We start from the raw sequence: 26,783 nt of genomic DNA on the forward strand, positions 1-26,783 counted from the left end.
ATTTTTTACGAATGCATCACAGATGACCACCACAAGGAGCTAGGATATGAATAGACGGTTCGTATTGTTCTTGGCGTTTCTGACTATTTGCTTGGCATCAGTCTCATGCGCGTCAAATCTGGCCCTACGCAAGGACAAGGCTGCAGTCTCCAGGACAATTGGCGAGGGATACCTGGCAGAGGGCAATGTCAGCGCAGCCCTGGGAGAATTGCTAAAGGCAGAAAAGCTCTACGACAAGGATCCCCATATTCATCATGATCTGGGCCTGGCTTATTTTGCAAAAGAAGAATTCGAGCTGGCTATTAGCCATTTTGACAAGGCCGTGGATCTCAAGCCTGACTATTCGGAAGCCTTCAATAGCATGGGTACTGTCTATTTGAGATTGAAGGAGTGGGACAAGGCCATATCATGTTTCAACAAGGCCCGGGCCAATCTGCTCTATGCCACGCCATATTTTGCCCTGAACAACCTGGGTGACGCATACCGGGGGGGAAAAAGCTACGAACTGGCCATAGACTTTTACAAGAAGGCCCTTGAAGACAACCCGCATTTTGCAAACGCGCACCGGGGCTTGGGGTTGACTTATCTGGACTTGGGCGACTATGAGGCTGCTGTTCGTTCCTTGGAAAAGGCTGTTAAGTATGCCCCCGGCTTTGCCCCCGCCCAGTATGATCTGGGTCGGGCCTATGGTGGAAAATACGACACGGAAAAGGCCATGGCAGCCTTCAAAAAAGTTGTTGTGCTTGTGCCGGACTCCTCACTCGCTGACAGAGCCCGGGCAGAGATCAGGAAATTGCAGGAATATTGATGCACTCGTAAAAAGTCGTCACCCCGGCGAAAGCCGGGGTCCAGGTCAGTCATAAGTTGCTGATCCGCCTCCGCCGGAATGACAAAAAAGGACGTTTTTTGACTTTTTACGAAACCATCAATATTGAGGGATTGAAAAATTATGGAGATGGTGTGCGGAGTTTTGCCCCGGGTTCTATGTCCTTTTCAGCCATGGTTACCAGGGCCGTAGCAGTTGTATCCTCGGTATGAAGGATCAGAACCCTGCCAAAATCGACAGGTGACAGCAGCACCTCCTCTTTTCCCTTTGTGTCGAGGTATTCCTTGTCCTGATAGTATATGCTGTATGATTGTCCCACCTTGATGCCGTCTTTGCGCCCCTTGTCAACAAAAACAACGGCCTGGTCACCGAACATGGTCTGGTTTTCCTCAGAGACCAAGACCTTGCCGTTAATTCCCTTCTTGCTCTCAGTGAGAATAATCTTTGGCGATCGTGCATTGTAGGGCATCAGCAGGTCATTGATTTCAATATGCCGGAAGGATTCAACGACCCTGGCCGTGGAATATTTTGCCTGCACGCCGGCAATTTCAATCACGCCCACTATATAGTGCTGGATTCCAACAAGGGTCTTGGTTTCCTGGTCCTTTACGGCGTCCAGTGTACGAAACACGGTGAAGCGATTCCCAGACCTAAAAGCAGTCTTTTCCGTGGGTCGGACATAGATCAGGTCACCCTCACTGATCATGACCTTGTCTTCCTTGACCCTGAAGATGGCGCCCGACGGGGGATAAGGCTCTTTTCTTACGAAACCTATGCTGTCAATGGGGGGATAGAGGTAGCATGATGGCTCTTTTTTCTTTTCAACCTCAGGCGTTGGTTCAAGGCTGGGACTTGCCTCGGAAACCATCTCCATCGCCTCGCGGTTGAAAATACGAATCCGGTTTCCCGGATAGATCCAGTGGGGGTTGGGAATCTCTTTGTTTTTTTGCCAGAGATCAGGCCAGACCCAGGGGGAGTCAAAAAAATGTTCGGAGAGATCCCAAAGGGTGTCTCCCTTTTGGATCGTATAGTACAGCCCGGAATCGAGCTTGTGGGTCTTGAGTTGGTCCTGCGCGTGAGAACCCACAGGGAACAGCCACAGGGCAATGAAGACCACAAGAAAAAAAGAAACGGTTTTTGAAACGTATCTAGCGTTCATCTAGGACCCCGGCCCTGATGTCTCCTCAAGCCTGATGATTTTCGGCGTAATAAAAACCAAAAGCTCTTCTTTGGTCTTGACGGTTTTCCTCTCCTTAAATAGCCATCCGAAAAAGGGAATCTTTGAAAGCCAGGGGACCCGCGCTTCAGAAACGGAGTCAGTCGTGACCAGAATTCCTCCGATCACTATCGTCTGTCCGTCGTTAACAAAGAGCTCTGTTTCTGCCGTGTTCGTATCAATAGCCGGGTTGCCCGCAACGGTGTTGGACCAATCAGGCGCGCCCTTCTCAGCGTAGATTTCCATACGGATGCGGTTGTCTCTCGTGATTTGAGGCGTTACGCTCAGTTCGATCCCCGCCTCTTCGGTCTTGATGCTGGTTGTGTTATCTTCTATGACCTGAAAAGGGATTTTGGTCACCTGCTTTATGGTTGCTTTCTTATTATCCAGTGTGAGAATCTTCGGAGCAGATACGGTCCTGCCTTTTCCCTGCTCTTCCATGGCCAGCAGTCTGATATCAAGGTTAAGAACGGTTCCTCCTATTCTGCCGAATGTAAAGCCCAGGCCGCTTGTGATACTCGCCGGGGGGAGATTGACCGCGTAATTCTGAGTGGCGGATGAATAAGTCTGGCCTCCAAAAAGCCTTCCCGATGTCGTGGCATTACCGTCGGTGCCGGTAGCGTAATAATCTCCACCCCACTGAACCCCGAGATCCCGTGTAAAATTGGTGTCTGCCTCAACGATCCGGGCCTCTATCAACACCTGGCGGGTGGCGATTTCCTGGTTGGCGTCGTCCAACTCTGTAATCAGCTTTTTGGCATTATCCAAGGCCTCACGTTCATCCTTAATAATAATCATGTTGGTGCCGTCATCAACAGTGACCTTTCCGCGATCACTCTTGACTTCATCTAAGTGCGTTTTCAAGGAAGAGGCATCCGCATAGTCGAGCTTAATATATTCCGTAACCAAAGGCTCGAGCTCTTTGGCATCCTGTTCGGCCTTGGTTTTTGCCTCAAGGGCTTTGAGCTCTTTTGCCAGAGTGTCAAGTTTTGCGATGCGAACGACATTGCCTTCAACAACTGTTCCGAGGTTGTTCATTTTGAGAATTAGATCCAGAACCTGATCCCAAGGGACATTGACGAGTTTTAGGGTGACCCTTCCTTTGACGTCCTGGCCGATGACGAAGTTCTTTCCGCTGACCTCATGAAGGATTCGAAAAATATTGTGAATATCCGCATCCTGGAAATCAAGAGATATTTTTTCCCCCGCGAAGGTCTTGCCCTCTTCGGTCACAACGGGTTTTTCAGGGGGCCTTGTAACTTCTTTTATGACCGCTGCCTCCGTCTCTTTCATCGCCTGGATCCATCCGGGTTTTTCCGCTTCCGGCATGGGCCTTGGGGGGACTGAGGAGGCTTCAAAGTCAACAACGCACACATTTTTTTTCTGATGAACTCTAAAGGGAACCGCTTCCCTGAGTTCAATGGCGATGACGGCCGTGTCTCCTATTTTTGTGCTCTGTATGGGAAAAATACGGTCTACGGCGCTCTTGAATCGCGTTGTAATAAGGGGGCGTCTTCGAAAGTCAGGAATCCTGGTATTAAAGAGCTTTAACAGGAGCCTTTTGTCCGAGGACTTCTGTGTTTCATATCGGATCTGACTCGTTGTTCCCACAGTGACACGGGATTTGCCGTCTTCAAGCATTTGGAAGTCGATTTGGTTGACCCAGGCTGCTGCCTTTTTGATTTTTTCGGATGTGACTTGAGCTTCAACCGGGGTTTCAGACCTTGCCATTTTCCGTGTTTCGGGTTGGACCTTTTTGGCGATTTGAGGGGCCTTTTCCGGTTCCGGCTTCTTCGCCTCCCTGGGCTCCACAACCGATTTCCGCCTCAGGCGGACAAGCACCTGATTTTCAGCCCGTGTCACTTCGTAGGAAACGTCTCTGTTTAAGCGGATCTCGATCCGCGAAGAAGGCCTTTTCCTCCTCAACTCCGAGGCCTGAATAGCCTTGATCAGTGTGCTGTCCGGCGGCGAATAGCTATCTTGAATCCCCTCTAACGCCGTGTCCGGGAAATAGAGGACGACGCCAAGCGGGAACTGATGCTTCACTGCCGTGTAAGTGAGAGGTTGATTGGCATACATGATCACTTGGGATGTTTCTACGTCCTCAGAAACAGCGATTCTGTGAATTATTTTCTCCCCGGGAGTTGGCTCAGGCGCAACCGCTGCCGGTTTTGCAGGGGGCCCGGAAGCGCAACCCGCAAAGACAAAGAGAACTCCAAGCATAAACAACGGCCATTTCCTTTTCCAAATCGTTTTCTTGTTGCCAGTCATTTCATACATCTCCGACGTTTTTTGGAAACGTTAATTCCGTGGTTTGAAGCTCCATTTTACCCGAGAGGAAATCCTTGGTCTCCTCTTCAACGACGACCCTGTCCTTTAGCACTCGTTTCACTCGTCCAAAATTTGTGCCAACATATGTGCCTTTAGATATTATGTAGCCTTTGCCAGAAGGTTCCTCGACCAAGGCCTTATTTCCCGTAGGCGCCAGTATTACAGCAACGAGCTTGAGTTGGCCCAGGTCCACCCTCTGAAGTGGCGTGAGGGGCAGCCTCTTTTTCTTGGCCTCTCTCCTGGATGGGACGATACGTTCGGTTTCTGTTTCAAAAGGAGACTCAAAAGGATCGTGTTTTCCCCTGGGATCGTAAAAATAGTCGGGTCTCTTTCCGATCCCTTCGGCAAGCATTAGGCTGTCTGATTTTTTCGGCCGGATCAGGCCTTTTTTCTCAGGCAATGATGGCTCCACGGCCCTTTCGGAACCAGTCTGCGCAAGCCTGGTTCCATGTTCAGCCACGCGAGGTTCTAAGGGTATTTTTTCTGGCTGAGCAATCGGTTCTCTGGGCATGGCAATCTTCTTGCGCAATTCCGGTGGCTGTTGCGGAGTCTCGGAATCAGACCGATCTCCGCACCCGGCTGCAGCTACTATCATGAGCGTGACCGCAAGAAGCAACTTGCGAGCGCTGGCCGCGATAGTCATATCAGCCCTTTTTTTTCTTCTTTCCATTTGCGGGTTTCTTTTTTGCGTTTTCTATAAATCTATATGTGGTGGCTACACAAGATGTGTTCAGGTATCCTTCGGCTTTCTTAGAACCTTTTGCCTTCTTGATATTGATGTCAGAGACGTTGACGATTCTGGAGAGCCTTGACACTTTGTCAAAAAACATTGCCAGGTTGTGATATCCGCCGACGACCTCTATCTTTACAGGAATCTCGGCATAGAAACCCTTTGAAACCTCCTTCGCCGGTTTGAACAACAGAAACTCCAGGCCCGAATGCCTTCCCGATTTTGATATGCTCTCCAGGAGGCTCGGGATTTCCTTCTTGTCTGGCAGAAGGCGAAGAACAAGCCTGAACTTTCCCTGGGCATCGTTGTATTGTTTCTGGTATTTTTTGAGGTTCTTTGCACCAGCCTTTGCTTTTGTCAACTTGATTTCGATATCCTCGAATTCTTGCTTCAGCTCACTGACCCGGCTGGATTGCGGCATGTAGATGAGATAATAAAACAGTCCGCCAAAAAGCAGAAATGTTCCGATACAGATCGCAGCTCTCTGTGCACGGGTCAGCGCCGCAATCTTATCAAAAGGTAAACTTGGGAGGGACTTTCCAGCCATTTATCCTCAAGGGGTTGTCGGTTTCTTCTGGGGTTGTCGGCTCAGCATACAGGTCAATATGAACTCTTTAAACTTTTTGTCCTGCTTCAGTTTGACTTGCTTTGAAGATATGAGGTCAACACCACCAAAAACGGGCGATTCTTCAAGCCGAGTCATGAAATCTGCAACAGTCTTGTTGTCGCTAGCCACACCTGCAAGCTTAATGGTTCCGTTCTTTTCCGTCAGGCTCTTAAGCCACATCTTGTCTGCCACCACGTAGTTGGTGAGGGCATCCATGAAACGGACCGGACCGGTTCGATTCGCTTCAAGCTTGACTATAACATCCATCTTTGCTTCGAGTTTCCGAAGCTCTTTTGTAATCTTATTCACCTGCTTGGCTATCGCCTCATATTTTTTCAGGTCTGACTGGGCCAATTCGATGTCTTGGTTGAGCTTGGATATCTTGCGGTTCGTCGAAATTGCAAGGTAAGCCATTACACAAAAGGCAAAAACAAGACACAGGCAGAAGACGGAGACCTGACGACGAATGTTTTCCTTCTTGCGTGCGGCTCGAATTGGTAAAAGGTTAATCCTGATCATTTGTCGCCCACCTTCCTGGATGCCAGGCCGATGCAGATAGTAGCTTGAGGGGCTATGCTCTTAAGATAATTCGTGTCATGATCCTTTTCATTGATGTCCAGAGACCTGAAGGGATCGAACATCTCCACCTTACAAGAAGTCTCTGTCGCCAGGTGCTGGACAAACCCCGGGGTCTGAGTTGCGCCTCCGCTCAAGAGAATTTGCTTAATATTCTCGTCAGGATATGTGGAATAGTAGAAGTCTGTCACCCGCCTGATTTCACTGCACCAGTTTGAGACAAAGGACAAGATGATCTCATCGAGGTCTTCCTTGGGCACCTTGCCGGAATCCTTGCCCAGCTTTATGTCCTCTGCCTCGTCAAAGGAACAAGAAAACTGTGTGGCAATCTCTCTAGTGATTTCTTCTCCGCCGATAGCCACGTCTCGGGTAAATGCGGACACATTATTCTTAACAATATTGACATTGAGTTTATTGGCTCCAACATCTACGAGCGCAACACTCTTTTCTTCCCGCAGGTAATTGTCTTCAAATACCTTCTCCAACACAAAAACGTCGACATCGAGCACACATGGGTTGAGATCGGCCATTTCTAGAAGGTCTATGTGTTCATTAACGACCTCCTGCTTGGCAGCAACAAGCATAACATTCATTTGATTCGGATTCGCTTCATGGTCGCCAAGTATATGAAAATCAATGTTCACGTCTTGGACATCAAATGGAATGTACTGTTCGGCCTCATATTGGATATTGTCGTGGAGTTCCTCCTCCGCCATCTTCGCCACTACAATTTTCTTGATAATTACGGAATAGCCGGAGATCGATGTTGCAACATTTTGCTCTTTTACGTTCAAGTTCCTTGCCAGGCTTTTGATAGTATCGGCAACTACTTCGGGTTTCTTAATACGTCCCTCAACGATGGCGCCTTGCGGCAAGTTGGCCATGCCGAACTTTTTTAGGATCCGTTGTTCCCCTTTTTCCACGACCTCGCCCAGCTTGACAGTCCGGGAACCGATATCCAGGCCGATGAGGTGTTCTTTCTTTGCAAAAAGCATATGGCTCCTTTAGTCAGCGAATATCTTGTTCTTGTCGGTAAGTCTGTAGCCGAGAGCCAAGAGGAGCTTTCTTTTTGTCTCCAAGCGGCAATTTTTCCCCTTTTCGATTCTATCAATGGTTATGGGTGAGACTCGGGCCTTTCTCGCAAGTTCGGCCTTGCTTATCAAAAGCGATTCCCGTATTTCTTTTAGCGCATTCCTGCCCATGCCAGCTCGTCTCCTGCTGGGTTCTGGTTCTGACTGTGTGCCATCCCCAAAGCCATGTTCATCCATGCAAAAAGAATTCTCACAACTTCTGAAACTGCCATATTGCTTGACGGGAAGATGCATGATTTGGGCCAACTTGTCAAGAAAATTACGCAAAATTATAGATAATTATTATCAAATGATGTCATTTGTATGTTGATAAAGTAAGCGTTTACAGGACCGTATATCCTGGTCCGTCGCCTCCTTCCGGACAGGTCCATGTGATATTGCCGTAGGGATCCTTAACCTCACACGTCTTGCAATGAAGACAATTTGAAGGGTTCAGCCGCAGCTTCTTTTCATGCGTGTCCTCGCTAATTTCCATTTCGTATACATTGCCCGGACAAAACCTTGTGCATGGAGACTGATAAGTGTCAAAACACTGATTAACACATAGATTAAGATCATGGACAATCAAGTGACATGGCTGATCCTCCCGGTGCTGCGTTTTGGATAGATATACACCGGTCAGTTTGTCCACAAAGAGCGCTTCATCATATTCATGTATTCCGTATCGTTGTTCTGAGGTCTCCAAGTCGTCATCCTTCAAGGATCGCAAGGAGCCTGAGTCTTTCTGGATGGACATCCTGTCAATGACACCTCTGCCACCTGTCAGATATTGGATACCCAAGTGGACAAGTTTTATCGGCATCTTCTTGGCTACGGCCTGGGCAAAATTCCTTCCCACATGGAGTTCCTGTTTCAACCAACTGTTTTCAATCATGTCACGGTAGCAAGACAACGCCTCTTGCGTGAAACCGCCTTTTGAGAAGGCCTCCAGAATTGCCTCCGCCGCAAGCATGCCCGATTTCATGGAGGTGTGGATTCCTTTAAGCGCCGGTGGATTCTGCATGGATGCTGTGGCGCCCACAAAAACCGCACCATCAACAGCCAGCTTCGGCACGGTGTAATATCCTCCGTTACCAATTACCCTGGCCCCTTGCTCAATCACCCGCCCGCCGGTTATGATCTCACGCACAAACGGATGCCCTTTGAATCTCAAGAATTCTTCATAGAGATCGAGCATGGGATCTTCATATCCCAATCCCACGACAAGGCCCAGGGTTACCTTGTTGTCCTTCATCTCATAAACAAAGCCGCCACTGTGGATGTCTAGCTTTAATGGATAGCCCAAGGTATGAATATCATTGGCAGAGCTGTCTGCAAAATAGTTCTTTTCAGGCAGCTCGATAACTTCTTTTATGCCGGTTTCAAAGGTTTGAGGCACCTTTCCGGAAAAGATGTTCAACTTCTTGGAAAGCTCTCTGAGAAGCGATCCTTTGGCGCCCTCTCCAAGTACTGTTACCTTTGCAATTATGTCCACGCCAGGCTCAAAGTTTGCCCTGGGTTGTCCATCCTTATCCAGGCCCTTATCTCCTGTGCGGACCCCGACGACGGTCTTGCCATCCTGGTCGTAAAGCACCTCTTTGCCCGCAAAGCCTGGGAAGATGTTCACGCCCAAATCCTCAGCAATGGCAGCAAGCCAGCGGACAAACCTGGAGAGGCTTATGACGTGGAATCCGTTGTTTTTCATGTACCGTGGCACGAAAGGTATGGAATATTGGGACCTCTCGGTCAAAAAATAGAATTCGTCTCCCCGAACGTCTTTCTCAATAGGGCAGCCTGCTTCCCTGTAGTTTGCCACAAGCTCCTTGAGGGCTATAGGGTTTAGGACCGCGCCGCTTAAGGCATGAGAACCCACGTTAGCGCCCTTTTCAATTAACGCTACCTCAAGGTCAAGATTCTTATTTCTGGCCAGTTGCATCAGATGAACGGCGCCAGCAAGGTTTGCAGGGCCACCCCCAACAAACAGGACATCAAATTCGATTTGTTCTCTTGCACTAGTCATGGTTTTCCTCACGTGTGTTTTAGGTTGAGCCCGTTGAGCCGGTTTGCCGGCCAAGTGTTGATAATCTCGTAAAAAGTCGTCACTCCGGTGAAAACCGGAGTCCAGAGCCTTTGTAACTAGCTGAATAAACTGAATTCCGGCTTTCGGCGGAATGACAGTCCGCCGGAGGCGGATTTCGACTTTTTACGAGACCCTCAAGTGTTGACCGATCAAAAAAACTCTACCCATAGCTCACAACGTTTTCGACTCATCGCATATCACATAAAGCCGAAAGCTTAAAGTGGCGTCCCTACGAAAAATGTTTGACAACGGGAAAAGATGGGTATAAATTATCAGACGATAAAGCGGGCATAGCTCAGATTGGTAGAGTACAAGCTTCCCAAGCTTGGTGTCGCGGGTTCGAGCCCCGTTGCCCGCTCCAGTTTTGTCGTGCCTGAAAGTGAGCCCTATTCCCTTTTTGAGGCGATGCCTTGTGCGGCTAGGCAGCAAGGCATATATGCTTCGATGAGTGGAGTTGCTGATAATTTGTGCCTGTGGTTTTCTGTGTAAAGACTCAATAAAAAGGTTTATTGAGACGTAGATGTGATGCGGGAAACGGGCAATAGCCCGTTTTTTTTGTAGATGGATGAATGGACTGAAAGGTTTATCGCTGATGTGGAGGTCTTGGCGCAACCTCTCCTCAAGTCTGAAGGTATCACACTGATCGATGTGGAGTACCGAAGGGAGCATAGCGGGTGGACCCTCCGGTTGATTGTTGACAAGGACGGGGGCGTCACTCTAGGTGATTGCGCCGATGTGAGCAAGCAACTTGGAGACATCCTGGACGCAAAGATGGATGTGCGGAGACCGTATCACATGGAGGTTTCCTCTCCAGGTCTTGAGAGGCCGTTGACAAAACCAAAGCACTTTGTCCACTTTGAAGGCCGGCAAGTATTCATTATGACTGACAGTCCAATAGAAGGGAAAAGGAATTTCAGAGGAGTGTTGAAAGGGTTTTCCGATGGCGTGGTTAAAGTCGCTGTTGAGAAGCGGACTTTGGCAATTTCCTATGAGAATATCGTAAAGGCTCGACTCGATTATCATGATAGACCTGCTTCGTAGGACGGGTGCAGGGTGATCAATCGTACGATGTTGTAATCGGAATTACAATTAAGGTATGGAATATGTTAGAATCGGATGTCAAAAGGGTTATTGAGCAAGTTAGCCGTGATCGGGGTATTGACCGGGGAGTACTGATCAAGACCGTGGAAGAGGCCCTTAGGTCTGCGGCTAGAAAGAAATTCGGGACTACGGTGGACATCGAAGTCCATTTTGATGAGGAACTGGGTGAAATGGAAGTATTTCAGTTCAAAGATGTTGTTGTCCAGGTCACAGAGCCTGACCTCGAAATAAGTCTCGAAGAGGGCCGTAAGCTAGATCCTGAGTGTGAAGAGGGAGATAGTCTCGGTGTCAAGATGGATACCACCACCTTTGGGAGAATCGCTGCCCAGTCGGCAAAACAAGTCATAATCCAGAAGATGAAGGATGCTGAGCGAGACGTCGTATATGAGGGCTTTGTCGACAGAAAGGGAGAGATCATAAACGGCATCGTCCAGAGGATCGACAGGGGTGACATTATCGTTAACCTTGGTCGAACCGAGGCAGTTCTTCCGGCGCAGGAACAGGTTCCGAGGGAGGCTTATCGGAGAGGGGACAGGATTCGGGCTTATGTGCTGGATGTGCTTCGTGAAACCCGCGGCCCTCAGATAATACTGTCTAGGACCCACCCACAATTCCTTGTGACACTATTCAAGACCGAGGTGCCCGAAGTCACGGAAGGCATCGTGGACATCATGGGGGCGGCCCGCGAACCTGGTAGTCGAGCAAAGATTTCCGTTGCCTCCAATGATAGGGATATCGACCCGGTGGGGGCGTGTGTCGGCATGAAAGGAAGTCGGGTTCAAAGCGTAGTTCAGGAACTGAAAGGAGAGAAAATCGACATCATTCCCTGGCACAGCGACCCAGCAAGGTTCGTCTGCAATGCCCTGTCGCCAGCCGAAATCTCCCGTGTCGTGGTGGACGAAACCACCAGGTCTATGGAGGTGATTGTTCAGGATGAACATCTGGCAGTTGCCATTGGCAAACGGGGGCAAAACGTGCGTCTTGCTGGTAAGCTGACGGGCTGGAATATAGATGTTAGGAGCGAAAGCCAGTATAGTCATGACATGCGGGCTGGTTATGAATCCCTGATGGAGCTTCCCGGAATGGGAGCCGGCACGGCCGATGCCCTCTATGAACACGGTTTGTATTCAGTTGAAGAACTTGCCAGCGCCACGATTGATGAGCTCATTCAGATAAAGGGAATCGGTGAGACAAAGGCGCTAGCCCTATTGGAATCGGCTCAGCAGGTCCTTGAGAGGAGGCAGGAGTACGGGGATATTGTGGAAGATGAAGAAGTCTCGCATGTGTCTGGAGGGCAGGAGGACCCAAAGGGGGAGGCAGAGGAGACGGAGTCTTCAGATGAACCCACAACAGCGCCTTCTGAAAATTGATGAGTCAATAATGGGGTCCATCTTAGACTTGGAGGCAATGAATGGCGAAAATCCGAGTGTATGATCTTTCCAAACAGCTCAATACAACTAACAAAGACCTCTTGGACAGGTTAAGGGAGATGAATATTTCTGTGAAGAGTCACATGAGTGCAGTAGATGAAGAGACGGTAGCTCTCATCAAAGAGGTTATGTTTGGAGGAAAACCAGAGGTTGTCGTCGAAAAGCGGATCAAGGACACCGTCATCAGAAGACGTAAAAGACCCGGGAAGAGGCCGGCAGAAACGAAAGAAGTTTCCCTCCAGGCCGAGCCGGGAAGTGATACTGTCTCAGAAGTCAAACAAGTTGATGTATCAGTAGAAGCTGAAGTCGAACCGGATCAGGTCTCGCCTGCTGTGCCTGAAGAGCCATCAAAGGAAAAGGTTATCAAGTTGGTTGAGCCTAAAGAGGCAGAGACTGAGATTGAAGAGAAAAAGCCTGCAGAGCTTCCCGTTGAATCAAAGGATGCAGGAGCGGAGCCTGAGAAGGCAGAGCCGGCGAAGAAGGTTAGGGCCAAGAAAAGGCCCAGAATCAAGAGGGAGAAGCCTGCCAAGATCATCAAGTTGCCTTCTGTTGCTGCTCCTTCTGTCAAACCGATTTCTGAAACGGAATTGGCGGTGCCTGCCGAAGAAGGATTAAAACTTAAAAAACATCAGAAAGTTGCTCGAAGACATGAAGAGCCTCAGCCCGTTGCCAGAGGCAGAGAAAAGAAAAGGGAGATGCCGCCGGAACAAGATGTCGAAGGAGACAGGCGCTTTCTTAAGAAGAAGATTACTTTTCGGAAAAAGGAGGTTTTGGACAGGCAAGACCTTTATGACGGAAAAGCCCTCAGGGGTCGCAAGGGCCGAAGAGGCCGTAAGGGAAAGGTAGCCATCAAGGGCGAAAAACCCATTCTTACCACGCCAAAAGCCATTAAGCGTCGCATCAAGATCGACGATGCCATCATGATATCAGATCTGGCCAAGAGGATGGGGATTAAGGCCGGCGAAGTGATCAGGCAGTTGATGTCCTTGGGAGTCATGGCTTCACTGAATCAAGCCATCGATTTTGACACAGCAGTTGTAGTTGCCAGCGAGTTCAACTACGAGATCGAAAGGGCCGCTTTTGAGGAGGATAGTATCATACATATCGAGGAAGATAGTCCAGACCAATTGAGACCCAGGCCACCCGTTGTGACTATTATGGGGCACGTTGACCACGGGAAGACGTCTCTCCTGGATGCCATTCGTGAAACAAAAGTGATTGACGGTGAAGCTGGAGGCATCACACAGCATATCGGGGCATATTATGTCACTGTGGGAGACAGGCAGATCGTATTTCTTGACACACCCGGTCATGAGGCATTCACCTCCATGCGTGCAAGGGGCGCTGAAGTAACCGATTTGGTTGTGCTCGTGGTAGCTGCCGACGATGGCGCCATGCCTCAAACCATAGAAGCTATTAATCATGCCAAGGCAGCCGGCGTGCCTATCCTTGCGGCAATAAACAAGATTGACAAACCAGAAGCAGATCCTGATCGGGTGAAGCGCGAACTGGCCGAACAGGGCCTTGCCCCGGAAGACTGGGGTGGCGATACAGTCTTTGTGAACGTGTCAGCCAAGGAAAAGACAGGCCTTGAAGAGCTTCTTGAGATGATACTTCTTCAGGCCGACGTTCTGGAGCTGAAGGCAAATTCTGACAAACTCGCAACAGGGCGTGTTATTGAGGCAAGGCTAGATGTTGGCAGAGGTTCAGTAGCCACTGTGCTGGTTCAGGGGGGGACATTGCACACAGGCGATGCCGTGGTTTGTGGCCTTCATCACGGAAAAATTCGAGCCATGGCAGATGATAGGGGGCAACGTTTGGACAGCGCCGGGCCTTCCATGCCGGTTGAAATTCAGGGGCTTTCAGGGGTTCCGATGGCTGGCGACGAGTTTATTGCCGTGGCTGATGAAAAAATGGCAAAGCAGATTAGTCTGCATCGTGCGCAGAAGCAGCGCGTGCGAGAACTTGCAAAGACCAGCACGTTGACCCTGGAGAAGTATTATGAGCAGATGCAAGACGGTGTTGTCAAAGATCTGAACCTTATTATTCGGGCAGATGTTCAGGGATCTATCGAAGCTTTGTCTGAAGCCTTGCAGAATATCCCATCGAGCGAGGTCAAGGTAAACATCGTGCATTCCGCCACTGGATCCATGGCAGAATCAGACATCATGCTGGCCGCGGTCTCCAACGCCATTGTCGTTGGCTTCAATGTTCGGCCCAACCCTAAAGTGCGGGATCTTGCAAATGAACACAATGTGGACATTCGATTCTACGACGTGATCTACAATGTGATCAATGACATCAAGAAGGCCATTGTGGGTCTGATGGAGCCGACCTACAAAGAACATTTTATCGGACGGGCAGAGGTCAGGGAGGTATTTAGCATCACAAAGGTGGGAAACGTTGCGGGTTGTTACGTAACGGAAGGGAAGATCGAACGCGGCAGGCCGGTCCGGCTGATTCGTGATGGCGTTGTCATATATGACGGCAAGATGAAGTCTTTGCGCCGGTTCAAGGATGACGCCAAGGAAGTCCAAAGCGGATATGAATGTGGAATCGGGATTGAAAACTACAATGATGTGAAAGTCAACGACGTTATTGAGTGTTACCAGGTAGAGGAAGTGGCGCCTGTGCTTGAGTAGGGGGAAAGTGCCTGAAGTGAAGTAAAGTGATCTGAAGCGTCTACGGTTGCGTCTAGCGTTTTCAGGTTGCGCTGCTGGTATCGTGTATCGTTGTTTGGTTGCGGTCCCCAGCCGTCCCACGAAACGAGTGCCGCAACTACAACCACATGTATCTTATAACTTTAGGCATTTTACACACACAATGGTTATCGGAATAGGCACAATCGTCCTCAGGCTCCCTGGCAATACTTCCCTGAAGGGAAAGCGCAAGGTTGTGAAGAGTATCGTGAGCAGGCTTCGAAACACCTTTAACGCCTCAGTAGCCGAGGTGGGAGCCAACAACATTCACCAGCGCGCGGAGATAGGACTGGCTTTTGTGGGCAATGATCGGCGGGTCGTCAATTCAAAGCTGGATAAGGCCCTTAATCTTGTTGAGGCTATGCAGTTGGCCGAAATCATCGACACAGACATGGAGATTCTGAATCTGTGATCCGTGTTAAGCGAGCCGGCAGAGTGGGAAGCCTGATTCAAAAGGAATTATCTTATCTCCTGTCAACAAAAATCAAAGATCCCCGTTTGGATCTGGTGACAATCAGCCGGGTAAGTATGACTGACGACCTTCGTTCGGCTCGCATCTATTTCAGTGTTGCTGAAGGCCAGAGTCGAAACCAGGGTGTCCTGGCGGGCTTTGTGAGCGCTGAAGGTTATCTCAAACACGAATTGGGCAAGCGTTTGAAACTCAAATATGTGCCGGAACTCAAATTCGTCTATGATGAATCATTTGATCGGGCTGCTGCGTTAAACAGGATCTTTAAGACCATACATGATGAAACCGGTTCAGATGTCGACAAATAGTTTGAGGTTTGGGTAACTGTTCACGGTATGCGATCGGATGGAGAAGATCGGATGAACGGAATTGTGGTCGTGGATAAAGCCGCAGGCATGACATCTGCGCAAGTGGTGGCCAAGGTAAAGAGAATCCTGAGGGCAAAGAAGGTGGGTCATTGCGGTACTCTCGATCCATTTGCCACTGGCGTGTTGGTCTGCTGTATCAATCAGGCCACCCGGCTTGCCCAGTTTTTTTCACATGGGAAAAAGGGCTATGAAGCAGTTATGCGTCTTGGAATTCGAACCGACACCCAAGATCTGACCGGACGCATTGTTTCGAGAGAACCGACTCTGGCCGTAGCTGACCATGAGATAGGCCCGGTTTTTCGGCGCTTTTTGAACGTCAGAGAGCAGGCTCCCCCCGCCTTTTCGGCCCTTAAACACCATGGCGTGCCCCTCTACAAACTGGCGCGCAGGGGGACGTTTGTACAAAAACCCTCAAGACGAATTTCGATCTATGATCTAGCAGTGCTTGACGTCGACCTTCCCTATGTCCGCTTCAGGGTAAGTTGCAGTCAGGGAACCTATATTAGAACATTGTGTGCTGATATGGGAGATGCCCTGGGATGCGGCGCCCATTTAGTCCAGTTGCGTCGAACTGAAAGTAGCGGCTTTACGTTGGAAGAGACCATATCTTTACAAGGCATGGAGAGACTCGCGGCAACGGGCGAAGTCTCAAACTGCGTCATACCCATGAGCAACGCTCTAAAGGGAATTCCGGAGATCCAGGCCAGTCAGGGGCTGGCACGGAGGATACGACATGGCGAGCCGGTGACGGAGGAAAAGCTCGGACCAGTTGACGCCACAGGCGCTCTGTGGGTCAAGGTCACCGATGCCGATAGAAACCTGATTGCAGTGCTGGGGTCAAGGGAGAGAAAGGGCGTTTTGCCGTACGTGTGTGTATTTCCTGATCCGGATAAACCGGAAGCAGAACATAGAGAATTACCACGTAATGTTCTCAAGGCGAACGCCGCAAAACACGAAACAACGAAGACACGAAAAGGTATTTTTGCACAAATTCCGTGCCTTGAGCTTTTCGTGCTTTCGTGGTTGTTTCTGTAGATTCTTTGCCACTACAACGATGTTTGGAAATTCATACTGAAGAAACGCGAACAACGAGAAGAGGAGGTTTTCAAAGTGGTTTTCGCAGTGAAAGAAAAGAAGGATTTAATTGACCGGTTCAAACTGCATGAGGCGGACACGGGGTCTCCTGAGGTCCAAATTGCCCTGCTGACCCACCGTATCAGCTATCTGAACGAGCATTTTAAGGTCCACAAGAAAGATCACCATTCCAGACGAGGGTTGTTAAAACTGGTGGGCCAGCGAAGAAGGCTGTTGAACTATCTTAAGGCCAAGGACATTAATCGCTACCGCACCCTTATCCAGGTTCTGGGGCTCAGAAAATAGTCCCGTGAATCGTGTGAGTATGCACGTTTCAAGCCCTTAGGCTTGTGTCCGCCTGCGGTGGGTCACGCCTTGGAAGGCACAGCATGCCATATCGTAAATCAGACGACAATTTTAGAACAACAAATATTGAGGAGAACATAAATGGAAATATCTTTTGAAGGAGAGGTGGGTGGCAAGACACTCGCAGTAGAGACAGGAAAGATCGCCAGGCAGGCCGACGGGGCTGTTTTGGTGCGCTACGGTGAAACTCTTGTGTTAGTGACGGTTGTCGCTTCCAATGAGATCAGGCAAGGAATCGATTTTGTGCCACTGACCGTCGAATATCAGGAAAGAGGATACGCTGCCGGCAAGATTCCGGGTAACTATTTTCGCAGGGAGATTGGGAGGCCGGGCGAGAAGGCGACACTGACGTCTCGGATCATAGATCGGCCTATCAGACCTTTGTTTCCGAAGAACTACAGAAATGAGACACAGCTCATTGCGGCGGTGCTCTCGGCTGACAATGAAAACGATCCCGATGTTCTGGCCGTTATAGGCGCCTCGGCCGCCTTGGAGATATCAGACATTCCCTTTGCGGGGCCAATCGCATGTGTGCGTGTGGGCCGCATAGATGGGCATTTCAAGGCCAATCCCACACGGCTGGAACTGGAAGAAAGCGACATTGATCTGATTGTGGCAGGGAGCAGGGATGCCGTGGTGATGGTGGAGGGTGGCGGCTACTTCGTAAAAGAGGAGGACATGCTGGAGGCAATCTTTTTTGGCCATCAATCCTTGCAGCCGATTATAGATTTGCAAGTCAAACTCAAAGACGCCGTTGGTTTGCCAAAGCGGCCTGTCTCTGAAGACGAAGTGGATCAATACCTGGTTGACCAGATTGAAGCTATGGCGGCCGAGCGCATAAGAGAGTCTGTCAATATCCCGAAAAAGCTCGAACGCCAAAAGGCGGTGGAAGCGATAAGAGCTGATGTCCTTGAAACTCTTGGAGAAGACTATGCAAATCGCCGTGGCGAGGTCTATGACATTTTTTATGCCGTTGAGCGCCGCGTCATACGCAACATGGCTACCTCTGAGGGACGTCGGGTTGACGGCCGCGGATTTGATGAAATCCGTCCCATTCACTGCGAGGTTGGCATACTACCCCGCACGCATGGTTCAGCCCTTTTCACGCGGGGTGAAACACAGGCCCTTGGCGTTGTGACCCTTGGTTCGACGGGCGATGAACAGCGAGTTGAAACCCTGGATGGCGATGTGTTCAAACCCTTTATGCTTCATTACAACTTTCCGCCATTCTGCGTGGGAGAAGTAAAACGACTGGCAGGGCCTAGCCGTCGGGACATCGGGCACGGGGGGCTTTCAACGCGGGCTGTTGAGAAGGTTATGCCAGACAAAGAGAAATTTGACTACACCACCCGTATAGTGTCGGAGATTCTGGAATCGAACGGTTCTTCTTCTATGGCCACCGTGTGTGCGAGTAGCCTTGCTCTTATGGATGCGGGTGTTCCTATCAGCTCGCCAGTGGCCGGGATTGCCATGGGCCTTGTAAAAGAGGGGGATACGGTTCTCATACTCTCGGATATCCTGGGTGACGAGGACCACGTGGGAGACATGGACTTCAAAGTGGCCGGCACACGGGAAGGTATTACTTCAGTTCAGATGGATATCAAGATGCAGGGCCTGACTGAGCCGGTGCTGCAACAGGCACTTGAGCAAGCACGCAAAGGCCGCCTGTTTATCCTGGACAAGATGGATGAGGCTATGAAAGAACCAAGGGCGGAAATATCCCCCTACGCCCCCAAGATCCTCACCATGCAGATCAATCCGGACAAGATCCGAGATATTATCGGACCGGGTGGAAAAGTAATCAAGGCTATCCAGGCGGAGACTAATACACGCGTTGAAGTCGAAGAGAGCGGTCTTGTTAAAATCGTGGCCGGTAACGAGGAAGAAGGAGACAAGGCTTTGAAGATGATAGAAGCCATTGTTCAGGAAGCCAAGGTTGGAGCCGTCTACGAGGGGACTGTCCGCAAGATAATGGATTTCGGGGCCTTTGTGGAGATTTTTCCTGGAACGGACGGATTGGTGCATATTTCCCAACTCGATTCAAAGCGCGTCGCCAAGGTAACCGATGTTTTGAAACAGGGGGATAAGGTCCGGGTGAAGGTTCTGGAAGTAGACCGTGATGGCAAGATCCGGCTGAGCCGAAAGGCTGCCTTGGAGGAGCAAAAGGGTGCAAGATAATTTCAACAAGACCGCCCTGGACAACGGGATCAGAATCGTCAGCAAGAGGGTACCTCATGCTCGTTCGGTGGCCATGGGCGTTTGGGTGAATGTGGGCGCCCGAGACGAGAGGCCGGAGGAGAGCGGCCTTTCTCACTTTATCGAACATATGATCTTCAAGGGCACTGAAAAGCGAACGGCAGTTCAAATCGCCAAGGAGTTTGACGCCATCGGCGGCCAATCCAACGCCTTTACCAGCAAAGAGAATACGTGCTATCACGCAAAGGTCATGGATGCCTATTTGAATACGATGGTGGACCTCTTGACTGACATTTTTCTCAACTCCGTATTTGATGCTCAGGAGGTTGAAAGAGAGCGCCAGGTTGTTCTTCAGGAAATCCGGATGCTGGAGGACTCGCCTGATGAATACGTCCATGTGCTTTTGGCCCAGTCCGTGTGGGGGAACCACCCCTTGGGCCGGCCCATTCTGGGAAGCCCTAAAACTGTGGCCAGGTTTAATTCTGCAACCGCCAAGGAATATTTTAGCCGACTCTACCAGCCGGAGCGTATAGTGATTGCCGCAGCCGGAAACTTGGAGCATGACTCCTTTGCGGAATTGGTTGCTCAATCGTTTGAAGTAGTTGGGAAGGCAGATGGTTTTCCGGAGCGTATTGTGCCGGACATGAATCGAGTCATTAGTGTCCATCCCAAGGATTTGGAACAGGTCCATGTCTGTATCGGCGCCAAGGGGGTCCACGCCACGGATCCAAGGCGCTATGCTTGCGCTGTCTTGAATACGATTCTGGGAGGAAACATGAGTTCACGGCTATTTCAGGAGATTCGAGAACGTCGTGGTCTGGCCTATGCCGTGTATTCCTTTCTTTCGCTGTACTCTGACACAGGAACGTGGGGCGCCTATGTGGGAGTCGACAACTCAAATACGGAGCAAGTTGTAGAAGTCATTGCCAGAGAGATGAAGCGAGCCAAAGACGAACCTGTCGATAGTTCCGAACTTACAAATGCAAAGCAATACTTGAAAGGCGGTCTATATCTTGGCGCGGAAAGCACTGATAATCAGATGACTCGTATTGCCCAAAATGAGATCACTTTTGGCCGTTTCGTGCCTTTGAAAGAGGTGGAAGACAAAGTCGAAGAGGTTACTGCGGAACAGATACTGGAAGTTGCCCGGGAGATTTTTCAAAATGACCGTGTCTCTTTGACTCTTCTCGGACCGGTTGATAGAGACGCGTCCTACGAGGAGGCGCTCAGTCTGTAGTTGATGTCAGCCGGTAATTGACCAATGACTAATAATCCTGTCATTCGAGTCCGCCGTCTCCGCCCGGAAGACGATTCCGATATTTCCCTGCCTGGCTATATGACCCCGAAGTGTTCCGGGATGGATCTTTGTGCAGCCATTAAGACCGAACAGGTCCTAGATGTGGGCGCCATTAAAGCGATTCCGACCGGCATCGCGATGGCTATTCCGGAGGGATTTGAAGGGCAGGTTCGCCCCCGAAGCGGGTTGGCATTCAAGCACGGGATCAGTATCATAAACAGCCCCGGCACCATAGACGCTGACTACAGAGGTGAAATAATGGTCGCCCTTATCAATCTGGGAGGAGAGCCTTATACCGTGCGCCGGGGCGATAGAATAGCCCAGCTTGTTATTCAAAAGGTGTATCAAGCATCATTAGAAGTTGTGGGGGCCCTTGACGAAACCGAGCGTAACGAAGGCGGGTTTGGGCATACTGGGCATTAGTGACTAATGACCAAGATCTGTGTGCTGGCCAGCGGGAGCAAGGGAAACGCTATTTTTGTTTCCAATGATAAAACCGCCATTCTAATTGATGCCGGCCTGTCAGGGACCGAGATAGATCGACGCCTGCGCTCGCGCAACATCAGCCCGGACGCACTTGATGCCGTAGTGGTCTCCCATGAACACGGAGATCACATTCACGGTGTGGGCGTCATGTCGCGCCGATTTCACCTTCCGGTTTACATCAATGAGCCAACGCTTGCGGTATCAAGAACCCGGCTTGGCGCCCTTCATGAGGTTAGACATTTCCAACGCGGCGCTTCCTTTTGCATTGGCAGCCTCAGTATTCATCCCTTTTCCGTCTCACACGATGCTGCAGATCCCGTGGGTTTTACGATTCGAGATGGTGGCGCCAAAATAGGCATTGCCACCGATCTCGGTGTGGCAACGAAGTTGGTATGCCATCATCTTGAGGGGTGCAGCCTAATGATCCTCGAAGCGAATCACGATCTCAAGATGCTGGAAGAAGGCCCTTATCCGTGGCATGTCAAACAGCGGATTTCAAGCCGCTTGGGTCACCTTTCAAATGAGGCCTCGCGTGATCTTCTGGGCGCTGTTGCAGGCAGCAAACTCAAACATGTGATCGTATCCCACATGAGCGAGACAAACAACGAGCCTGGCAAGGCTTTGTCTGTCGTGGGCGAGGCCGTGAGCCATCAAGCCGCTCGGCTCAGCCTGGCCCCCCAGCACGAGGCAGGAGACATGATCATCCTGGATCACACTTGGGGATGATTGCGCCGTGTCGTATAATCCGCGGCCCGGCTGGGCCTGGCTTTGTTTGCTGCACATTTTGGCAGGACAAATTGCCCTTGATCGCACGATCAGTTAAAGAGCTTCATTACATTGTCCGCCTCTGCGAGCGCAAACTCCTGAATGTCACTTATGAGGTTTTTGATTGTCTCGTAATCGAGGTCAAATCCTTTTTTGATAATGAAATCGAGTTCTGACGAGTTTGCGAATTCATGGAGATCGATCTGTTGCTCATCCGGATGGCACGGGTAACCAGCCAGTTTTGTGAGAACGTTTGCAAGGTATATCATGCTGGAATTTGGCCCGGGATTTTCATCACGCCACGGCGCATGATGATATAGGATTTGCGTGACAACCTCGTCAGGGAATCTCCACTGCTTGAGGAGTTTTGCTCCGATTTGATAGTGGGTTGTCCCAAGGATCTTCTTTTCCGCTTTACTGAAGGTAGTCTTGGTCAAGGAGACATGTCCGATGATTTTCAGGAAGTCTTCATGAAAATATTGATCAAGGACGACCTTTCCAATATCGTGAATAAGCCCACCAAGAAAGAAAGAGCCGTTATTGCGGATATTAAAATGTGTGCCCAATAACCTGGCAACCTGGCTGCATATGATGGCATGTTTCCAGAATCCTGTGCGCTCAAAGGCGTCACTTTCACTCTGAGAAAAGAAATTGTATACGGAACAGCCCAGCACAATGGACCTTACCTCATCAATACCCAAAATGACCAAAGCATGCTCAAGAGAACTGATCCGGCTCAGAAAGCCGTAAAAAGCAGAGTTTGCAACTCTTAGTATCCTTGCGGCCAATGCCTGGTCTTTTTCGATAATCTCTACGAAATCCTCAAAACGGGCTTCTTCGTCTCCGGAAAGTTCCATGACCTTCTGGGAAACGACCGGAATGGTCGGTATCTCTTCGATCTTTTCGATCAACCCGTCCAAATTTCTCTTGGTCTCGCTCATTGTCCTGCCCCAACGACAACTCCTGTTTTAGGCGTCAAGGAGTGGAAGTTTTTCGTCCAGGTTGCCCATAATATGCCCGGCGGCTGACTCACCACGACCACGGAGTTCCTTGAACTCTTCATTAATCCGGTGTAAATAGCTCATTGCAATGAATGGAAACCCCTCCTCATGCTTTGTCACAATAACGTTGAAGGGGTTTTCCGTCTCTATATGGGAATACCCCACGAACAAATCATCCTTGTACTTCTCGTAGAAGTTTCTTGTGCATATCACGAAACAGGATTGACTGGTTTCCAGAGTGGGGAACCTGTCACGATCCAATTTCAGGGTCATGAAGAATTGACCAAGCATTGATTCAACATAATCATACACCTTTTTGTCCATACAAAATAGCTCATCCACAACCCCGCTGAACTGATTCAAGTCAGGCTTCATGATTTCCAAGACTCTTTCAAGATATTCTCTCTCCTTGAAGTTCCCATTTTGCGGTATCTGAGCACCCAGTTTTGCTATAACCTCCTGAGTAGGCATTACGTCAAGTCTTGAATAGATTTGTTCCATCAGGTGTTCAGTGACTTCGTCAAATTGCGCTTTGTTATAAGTAAAAGCGCTCCGGCCTATACGTTTTATCTTATCCACCTCGCGGTCAATTTCTGAAATTAGTCCGTTGTATTTGAAAACGCTGTTCTTTAACATGCCCTGTTTGTTCCGAACAGATTTCAACAACGAATCGTAAATATGCTTCAACAAAAGATAATCATATTTTCCCTTTTTCTGCTCTTGTATCTTTGAAGCAACATCCAGGATTTGATTCACGAGGGAGATGGTGGGTGACTGGCCTCCGAGTTTTACCACAAGTTCTCCAATCCCGCTTTTCTTCCTCGATACAGTTGCCAGCCTCTCCAGCAGACTGTTCAAAGCCTTCTGGTTTGCGCCTTGAAAAAGGTCCTCTTCGAGTTTTGAGATACCTTCAGCTACATCTGTTATCTTTTCGTCAAGAAGCGATGACAACCTTTCATAGAAGAGAAAGGCAGCTTTCAAAGAATTGGCGGAAGTCAGGATTATCTCGTCGCCTGCTTGCGAGAAGATGTTAACGGCTTTCTCAACAAACCATGAGACGTCATCGAGTTTCTTTTTCTTCTCAAACCGCTCAGCGGCAGTCTCATGCATTTCGGCAATTTTATCCATTAAGAACTCGTAGATCTTTTCCTCCGATACACCTGCTTGATTTATGGTTTCCGCGGTCAGACTGGGAATGTCGATTTTAAACAGGTCAAGTATGTCGTCTTCATTAAGATTGCTCTCAAAAAAAGAAGACATGGCTCTGCCTTTTATCTTTTCCGCATCCTGGTGGTTGACCGGTTTGACTAGTTCCTCAAAAAGGCGCCTTGCCATATGGAGATGAAATACTTGCGGAAGGCAATCGGCTTTAAGACCGGCAACATTCATGGTCATGAGAGCTGTGGGATGGGCGTTTCCATTTTTGCCTTTCCATTCGCGCTCCAGTATGTGAGCAGAATAGTTGACTCTATCACCGTCCAGATAGCTTCCAAGTTTTGTTGTTTCCAGTGTTGAAATGCACTGCGCAATAGTTGCTGCAATGGCCTGGTATTTCAGTGATGTCTCTGCGCACCCTCCGGAAAAGGCATACACCCTATGAGCTATTCTGCCATCAAACATCCTTTGGTCTCTCACCCCATTCTTGCCGGGATATCTCAACCCATTCCTGCCGGCCATGGCATATTCCCATAACATGGCAGATGCCACGCAGTTTCTTTCCACACTGTCTTCCTGCACATTCTGCAAGCCGAGATAACCTTCTGAAGTGGCAAGGAACACCTCCACTCGTATTTTCTTTTCCCTTAACCTGTTTCTTATTCTGTACAAAAAGGGTATGGTCATTCCATTGCTAACGGAGCCACCCATTCCGGAAATGACTATCAGTTTGAGTTTTTTTCCGGGATTCTTTGCCCTGACATCATCGATTAGGCGAAGAGCTTCTCTTGTAATGAGAAGATCGTCGTATTTGTGAAAGGCAACAAAACCAACGGCAGGAACCCCTTTGCAGCCACCTTCGATGTCACATAATAGATTAGTAGGTATGTGAGCTACCTGCTCCATAAGCTGCTCGTTCTCTTCGTTTTCTATGTAAACGTCGCCATCAAATTCATCCAGATGGATAAAGTAATCTGACTCACGCTCCAGGTCTAAACGATCTCTGTGTGGTTTTTCAGTATCAAATGCCAGGAAACTCACCTTGTCTTCGGGGATACCGAGTCTCGTGAATTCAGCATGCAAGAGAGATAGTACATATCTTCCAAACCCACCAAAGGTCAAAAAGATTAGCGCCTGGTCCTCGTAGAACTTGTTACTGGCTGATATAAGATGTCTTAACATCATGAATGTCTCCTTTCTGTCAGTTTTTTTGTTGAGGTTACACCTTGATGGGCATCTTCCTTCTGATTTTGCTTATTAGGTAAAAGGAAATGAAAAGGGTAGCGACAAGCGCAGCCAGCCCTCTCCAAACATAAAACGATAAATAGCCTGCTTTTTTGAATTTCACATGAAACTGTGATGGTTTGATTACAAGAGTGCCGAAGTGCTTTTGAGATGGGAAGAGGTCAAGCTTCCCTTTGTACGTACCAGGTTTGAGTTCGTTGGATTGTGCTAGTTGAAAGTTAAACAGCATTTTGTCTTTCGTAGTTCTTATCTCTAAAGGATAGTCCTGTGGAATTTCAGAAGGGTTGTTCGGATCAAAACTGATGCGTCCGGTTATCGGAGGCGGCTCGTTGATTTTGTCCCCCCGTACGTTGAAAGAGACATGTTTTTGGTATTGCCCCACACGGTCATAAGGGATTGTGCCGAAATTTATTGCTCTCAAATCCGGCAGTTCAAGGCTGGATCTCACTGTTTCAGCAAAATTGGTCAAGGCTTTCTCTAATGACAGGCGATTAAAATCTGTCAGATCGACAAGATGTGCCCCCTTGCCCAACTTCGCTACAAGAGACTTCGCATCATTGAATGCTTCCCATTTCAAGACACCAAGCCAGGCATTCAATTCATGCTCCCTCCCAAGTAGTGAGATCTTCTTAAAGTTCTCCATATCTTTTTTCTTCCTTGCCTCTTTTTTCTCTTTTGACCATTTGTTGGAATATGGTTCAGACTTTCCGTCTGTGAATACGTACAGTGCGTTGGTGTGAAAAAATTTACTATATTGTCCTGCGAAATCCGTAGCCTGGACGATAGCTTCAGAAATGAATGTCAAGCTGCCACTCTTCTTGTTCAGCCTGACCAGTCTATCTTTGATCGGAAGGATATCATTTTCGGTCTGGTACAGGGCTGTTGCTTCCAGTTTCACTCCTTCATCAAACGAAAAAATAGTTATCCTGTCTCCGGCCTTAATGATATTCTTGCTGCCGTCGAGAAATTCGGCGCCAATTTTGTCTGTAATTACTCTTAGCAGGTCTATATGACCTTTCCTTTTCATACTTCCACTTGTATCGATACAAAATATCCAGTGAACGTTAGGTGAGTAGCTTTTTCCGCAGCAATCGGGTTTTATGACGCTGAACAAACACGTGAATATGACAAATGTGCAGATCGATATCATGTATTTTTTTCGGTGCATTTTACTCCTCCTGTAAGTACGTGAAGGAACCTGACTTCAATGAGGTGTTTTGGTAGAAATATTTGGCTCCTCTCAGTCAAAAAGTGGGCGACTCATCCAATGGCCGCGGATAACGTTTCCGGATGAACCGCAACGTTTTGTCGGAGCGTTACGCAACTTGCATGCCATTGCCTATAAGTACTTCAGACGGAGACTTCTTCAATGGATTCTTTTTTCGACTGAGCGAACTAGATATGAAGAAGATTATTGAATACGCGAGTCTATGAAATTCGTGCCTGGAGTGTTGATTGAAAAGGCTTTAAGGCAGGTGGGGAGACCCCATGAATGTAGTAAAAAGGGCCGTGTGAAAAGCCAGTCGGACTTTGTTGCGCCTTTTTCTGGAAAGGAGGGGTCGAGACGGGTTTTAGTGATTTGCGGGGGATATGTTTCTTCATCGCAATTACAATATTGAAACCTAACTTTCGGGCTGGCGGACTAAGGTGCTATTATCGCATTTCAAGATTCTTTTCTGTCCTGCACTGGTCAAA

The 26,783-nt window shown here is 49.0% G+C and carries 23 protein-coding genes and 1 tRNA gene; 13 read left to right on the forward strand and 11 right to left on the reverse strand.

The annotated features are described in order from the left end of the window. The first annotated feature begins 46 nt into the window (after window positions 1-46). Complete coding sequence (locus JW883_04880) at window positions 47-808, forward strand: tetratricopeptide repeat protein (protein ID MBN1841604.1); 762 nt, start codon at window positions 47-49, stop codon at window positions 806-808. Window positions 809-947: 139 nt separating this feature from the next. Here JW883_04880 and JW883_04885 read toward each other — a convergent pair whose 3' ends face one another. From JW883_04885 to JW883_04920, 8 genes are all read right to left on the reverse strand, one after another. Beyond that, a complete protein-coding gene (locus JW883_04885) occupies window positions 948-1,985 on the reverse strand; it encodes a LysM peptidoglycan-binding domain-containing protein (protein ID MBN1841605.1) in 1,038 nt (345 codons plus the stop codon). Further along, a complete protein-coding gene (gene pilQ, locus JW883_04890) occupies window positions 1,986-4,313 on the reverse strand; it encodes a type IV pilus secretin PilQ (protein ID MBN1841606.1) in 2,328 nt (775 codons plus the stop codon). 1 nt (window position 4,314) lies between these two features. Then, window positions 4,315-5,043 carry a pilus assembly protein PilP gene (locus tag JW883_04895; GenBank protein MBN1841607.1) on the reverse strand — a complete coding sequence of 243 codons (729 nt, stop codon included), beginning with the start codon at window positions 5,041-5,043 and terminating at the stop codon, window positions 4,315-4,317. Further along, window positions 5,018-5,650: a type 4a pilus biogenesis protein PilO gene (locus JW883_04900; protein MBN1841608.1), complete on the reverse strand. Its 633-nt coding sequence runs from the start codon at window positions 5,648-5,650 to the stop codon at window positions 5,018-5,020. Before JW883_04900 ends, JW883_04895 begins: the two co-directional genes overlap by 26 nt. A 6-nt stretch (window positions 5,651-5,656) precedes the next feature. Next, window positions 5,657-6,229 carry a PilN domain-containing protein gene (locus tag JW883_04905; GenBank protein MBN1841609.1) on the reverse strand — a complete coding sequence of 191 codons (573 nt, stop codon included), beginning with the start codon at window positions 6,227-6,229 and terminating at the stop codon, window positions 5,657-5,659. Next, window positions 6,226-7,281, reverse strand: a complete 1,056-nt coding sequence (pilM, locus tag JW883_04910) for a type IV pilus assembly protein PilM (GenBank protein MBN1841610.1) — start codon at window positions 7,279-7,281, stop codon at window positions 6,226-6,228. The genes JW883_04905 and pilM overlap by 4 nt, the downstream gene beginning before the upstream one ends. Window positions 7,282-7,290: 9 nt before the next feature. Further along, the gene (locus tag JW883_04915; GenBank protein ID MBN1841611.1) at window positions 7,291-7,488 is read right to left on the reverse strand and encodes a helix-turn-helix domain-containing protein; all 198 of its coding nucleotides are present in this window, start codon (window positions 7,486-7,488) and stop codon (window positions 7,291-7,293) included. A gap of 211 nt (window positions 7,489-7,699) precedes the next feature. Next, window positions 7,700-9,376: an electron transfer flavoprotein-ubiquinone oxidoreductase gene (locus tag JW883_04920; GenBank protein ID MBN1841612.1), complete on the reverse strand. Its 1,677-nt coding sequence runs from the start codon at window positions 9,374-9,376 to the stop codon at window positions 7,700-7,702. Between the two features lie 344 nt (window positions 9,377-9,720). On the opposite strand from JW883_04920, the gene JW883_04925 reads away from it, so the two are divergent. The 12 genes from JW883_04925 to JW883_04980 all read left to right on the forward strand — a co-directional run bounded on the left by JW883_04925 (window position 9,721) and on the right by JW883_04980 (window position 21,648). After that, a tRNA-Gly gene (locus JW883_04925) sits at window positions 9,721-9,797 on the forward strand. A gap of 200 nt (window positions 9,798-9,997) precedes the next feature. Next, window positions 9,998-10,477 (forward strand): ribosome maturation factor RimP, encoded by a 480-nt coding sequence (locus JW883_04930; protein ID MBN1841613.1) that lies wholly within the window; start codon window positions 9,998-10,000, stop codon window positions 10,475-10,477. A 62-nt stretch (window positions 10,478-10,539) separates the two neighbouring features. After that, the gene (gene nusA / locus JW883_04935; protein ID MBN1841614.1) at window positions 10,540-11,907 is read left to right on the forward strand and encodes a transcription termination/antitermination protein NusA; all 1,368 of its coding nucleotides are present in this window, start codon (window positions 10,540-10,542) and stop codon (window positions 11,905-11,907) included. Between the two features lie 41 nt (window positions 11,908-11,948). Continuing rightward, complete coding sequence (infB, locus tag JW883_04940) at window positions 11,949-14,609, forward strand: translation initiation factor IF-2 (GenBank protein MBN1841615.1); 2,661 nt, start codon at window positions 11,949-11,951, stop codon at window positions 14,607-14,609. A 181-nt stretch (window positions 14,610-14,790) separates the two neighbouring features. Then, complete coding sequence (locus tag JW883_04945; GenBank protein MBN1841616.1) at window positions 14,791-15,078, forward strand: DUF503 domain-containing protein; 288 nt, start codon at window positions 14,791-14,793, stop codon at window positions 15,076-15,078. Further along, window positions 15,075-15,443: a 30S ribosome-binding factor RbfA gene (gene rbfA, locus JW883_04950; GenBank protein MBN1841617.1), complete on the forward strand. Its 369-nt coding sequence runs from the start codon at window positions 15,075-15,077 to the stop codon at window positions 15,441-15,443. Before JW883_04945 ends, rbfA begins: the two co-directional genes overlap by 4 nt. A 51-nt stretch (window positions 15,444-15,494) precedes the next feature. Next, a complete protein-coding gene (gene truB / locus JW883_04955; GenBank protein MBN1841618.1) occupies window positions 15,495-16,538 on the forward strand; it encodes a tRNA pseudouridine(55) synthase TruB in 1,044 nt (347 codons plus the stop codon). Window positions 16,539-16,613: 75 nt separating this feature from the next. Next, window positions 16,614-16,883, forward strand: coding sequence for a 30S ribosomal protein S15 (gene rpsO, locus JW883_04960; GenBank protein MBN1841619.1), 270 nt, complete (start codon window positions 16,614-16,616; stop codon window positions 16,881-16,883). 141 nt (window positions 16,884-17,024) lie between these two features. Beyond that, entirely contained in the window at window positions 17,025-19,121 is a 2,097-nt protein-coding gene (pnp, locus tag JW883_04965; protein MBN1841620.1) for a polyribonucleotide nucleotidyltransferase, read from the forward strand. After that, entirely contained in the window at window positions 19,111-20,376 is a 1,266-nt protein-coding gene (locus JW883_04970; GenBank protein ID MBN1841621.1) for an insulinase family protein, read from the forward strand. Before pnp ends, JW883_04970 begins: the two co-directional genes overlap by 11 nt. Window positions 20,377-20,400: 24 nt before the next feature. Continuing rightward, window positions 20,401-20,859 carry a dUTP diphosphatase gene (gene dut, locus JW883_04975; GenBank protein MBN1841622.1) on the forward strand — a complete coding sequence of 153 codons (459 nt, stop codon included), beginning with the start codon at window positions 20,401-20,403 and terminating at the stop codon, window positions 20,857-20,859. Window positions 20,860-20,865: 6 nt separating this feature from the next. After that, window positions 20,866-21,648 carry an MBL fold metallo-hydrolase gene (locus tag JW883_04980; GenBank protein MBN1841623.1) on the forward strand — a complete coding sequence of 261 codons (783 nt, stop codon included), beginning with the start codon at window positions 20,866-20,868 and terminating at the stop codon, window positions 21,646-21,648. Window positions 21,649-21,737: 89 nt separating this feature from the next. Here JW883_04980 and JW883_04985 read toward each other — a convergent pair whose 3' ends face one another. The 3 genes from JW883_04985 to JW883_04995 are packed head-to-tail and all read right to left on the reverse strand — an operon-like array spanning window position 21,738 to window position 26,115. Continuing rightward, window positions 21,738-22,628 carry an HDOD domain-containing protein gene (locus tag JW883_04985; GenBank protein MBN1841624.1) on the reverse strand — a complete coding sequence of 297 codons (891 nt, stop codon included), beginning with the start codon at window positions 22,626-22,628 and terminating at the stop codon, window positions 21,738-21,740. Between the two features lie 27 nt (window positions 22,629-22,655). Continuing rightward, window positions 22,656-25,028 (reverse strand): hypothetical protein, encoded by a 2,373-nt coding sequence (locus tag JW883_04990; protein ID MBN1841625.1) that lies wholly within the window; start codon window positions 25,026-25,028, stop codon window positions 22,656-22,658. 34 nt (window positions 25,029-25,062) lie between these two features. Then, window positions 25,063-26,115, reverse strand: a complete 1,053-nt coding sequence (locus tag JW883_04995) for a VWA domain-containing protein (protein ID MBN1841626.1) — start codon at window positions 26,113-26,115, stop codon at window positions 25,063-25,065. Between the last annotated feature and the right edge of the window lie 668 nt (window positions 26,116-26,783).

It is taken from the genome of Deltaproteobacteria bacterium, from assembly GCA_016930875.1.
GTDB lineage: Bacteria > Desulfobacterota > Desulfobacteria > Desulfobacterales.

Coding starts and splice junctions, on each gene's coding strand:
- JW883_04880 (MBN1841604.1), top strand. CDS start 47: ATGAATAGACGGTTCGTATTGTTCTTGGCGTTTCTGACTATTTGCTTG.
- JW883_04885 (MBN1841605.1), bottom strand. CDS start 1,985: ATGAACGCTAGATACGTTTCAAAAACCGTTTCTTTTTTTCTTGTGGTC.
- pilQ (MBN1841606.1), bottom strand. CDS start 4,313: ATGACTGGCAACAAGAAAACGATTTGGAAAAGGAAATGGCCGTTGTTT.
- JW883_04895 (MBN1841607.1), bottom strand. CDS start 5,043: ATGGAAAGAAGAAAAAAAAGGGCTGATATGACTATCGCGGCCAGCGCT.
- JW883_04900 (MBN1841608.1), bottom strand. CDS start 5,650: ATGGCTGGAAAGTCCCTCCCAAGTTTACCTTTTGATAAGATTGCGGCG.
- JW883_04905 (MBN1841609.1), bottom strand. CDS start 6,229: ATGATCAGGATTAACCTTTTACCAATTCGAGCCGCACGCAAGAAGGAA.
- pilM (MBN1841610.1), bottom strand. CDS start 7,281: ATGCTTTTTGCAAAGAAAGAACACCTCATCGGCCTGGATATCGGTTCC.
- JW883_04915 (MBN1841611.1), bottom strand. CDS start 7,488: ATGGGCAGGAATGCGCTAAAAGAAATACGGGAATCGCTTTTGATAAGC.
- JW883_04920 (MBN1841612.1), bottom strand. CDS start 9,376: ATGACTAGTGCAAGAGAACAAATCGAATTTGATGTCCTGTTTGTTGGG.
- JW883_04930 (MBN1841613.1), top strand. CDS start 9,998: ATGGATGAATGGACTGAAAGGTTTATCGCTGATGTGGAGGTCTTGGCG.
- nusA (MBN1841614.1), top strand. CDS start 10,540: ATGTTAGAATCGGATGTCAAAAGGGTTATTGAGCAAGTTAGCCGTGAT.
- infB (MBN1841615.1), top strand. CDS start 11,949: ATGGCGAAAATCCGAGTGTATGATCTTTCCAAACAGCTCAATACAACT.
- JW883_04945 (MBN1841616.1), top strand. CDS start 14,791: ATGGTTATCGGAATAGGCACAATCGTCCTCAGGCTCCCTGGCAATACT.
- truB (MBN1841618.1), top strand. CDS start 15,495: ATGAACGGAATTGTGGTCGTGGATAAAGCCGCAGGCATGACATCTGCG.
- pnp (MBN1841620.1), top strand. CDS start 17,025: ATGGAAATATCTTTTGAAGGAGAGGTGGGTGGCAAGACACTCGCAGTA.
- dut (MBN1841622.1), top strand. CDS start 20,401: ATGACTAATAATCCTGTCATTCGAGTCCGCCGTCTCCGCCCGGAAGAC.
- JW883_04980 (MBN1841623.1), top strand. CDS start 20,866: ATGACCAAGATCTGTGTGCTGGCCAGCGGGAGCAAGGGAAACGCTATT.
- JW883_04985 (MBN1841624.1), bottom strand. CDS start 22,628: ATGAGCGAGACCAAGAGAAATTTGGACGGGTTGATCGAAAAGATCGAA.
- JW883_04990 (MBN1841625.1), bottom strand. CDS start 25,028: ATGATGTTAAGACATCTTATATCAGCCAGTAACAAGTTCTACGAGGAC.
- JW883_04995 (MBN1841626.1), bottom strand. CDS start 26,115: ATGAAAAGGAAAGGTCATATAGACCTGCTAAGAGTAATTACAGACAAA.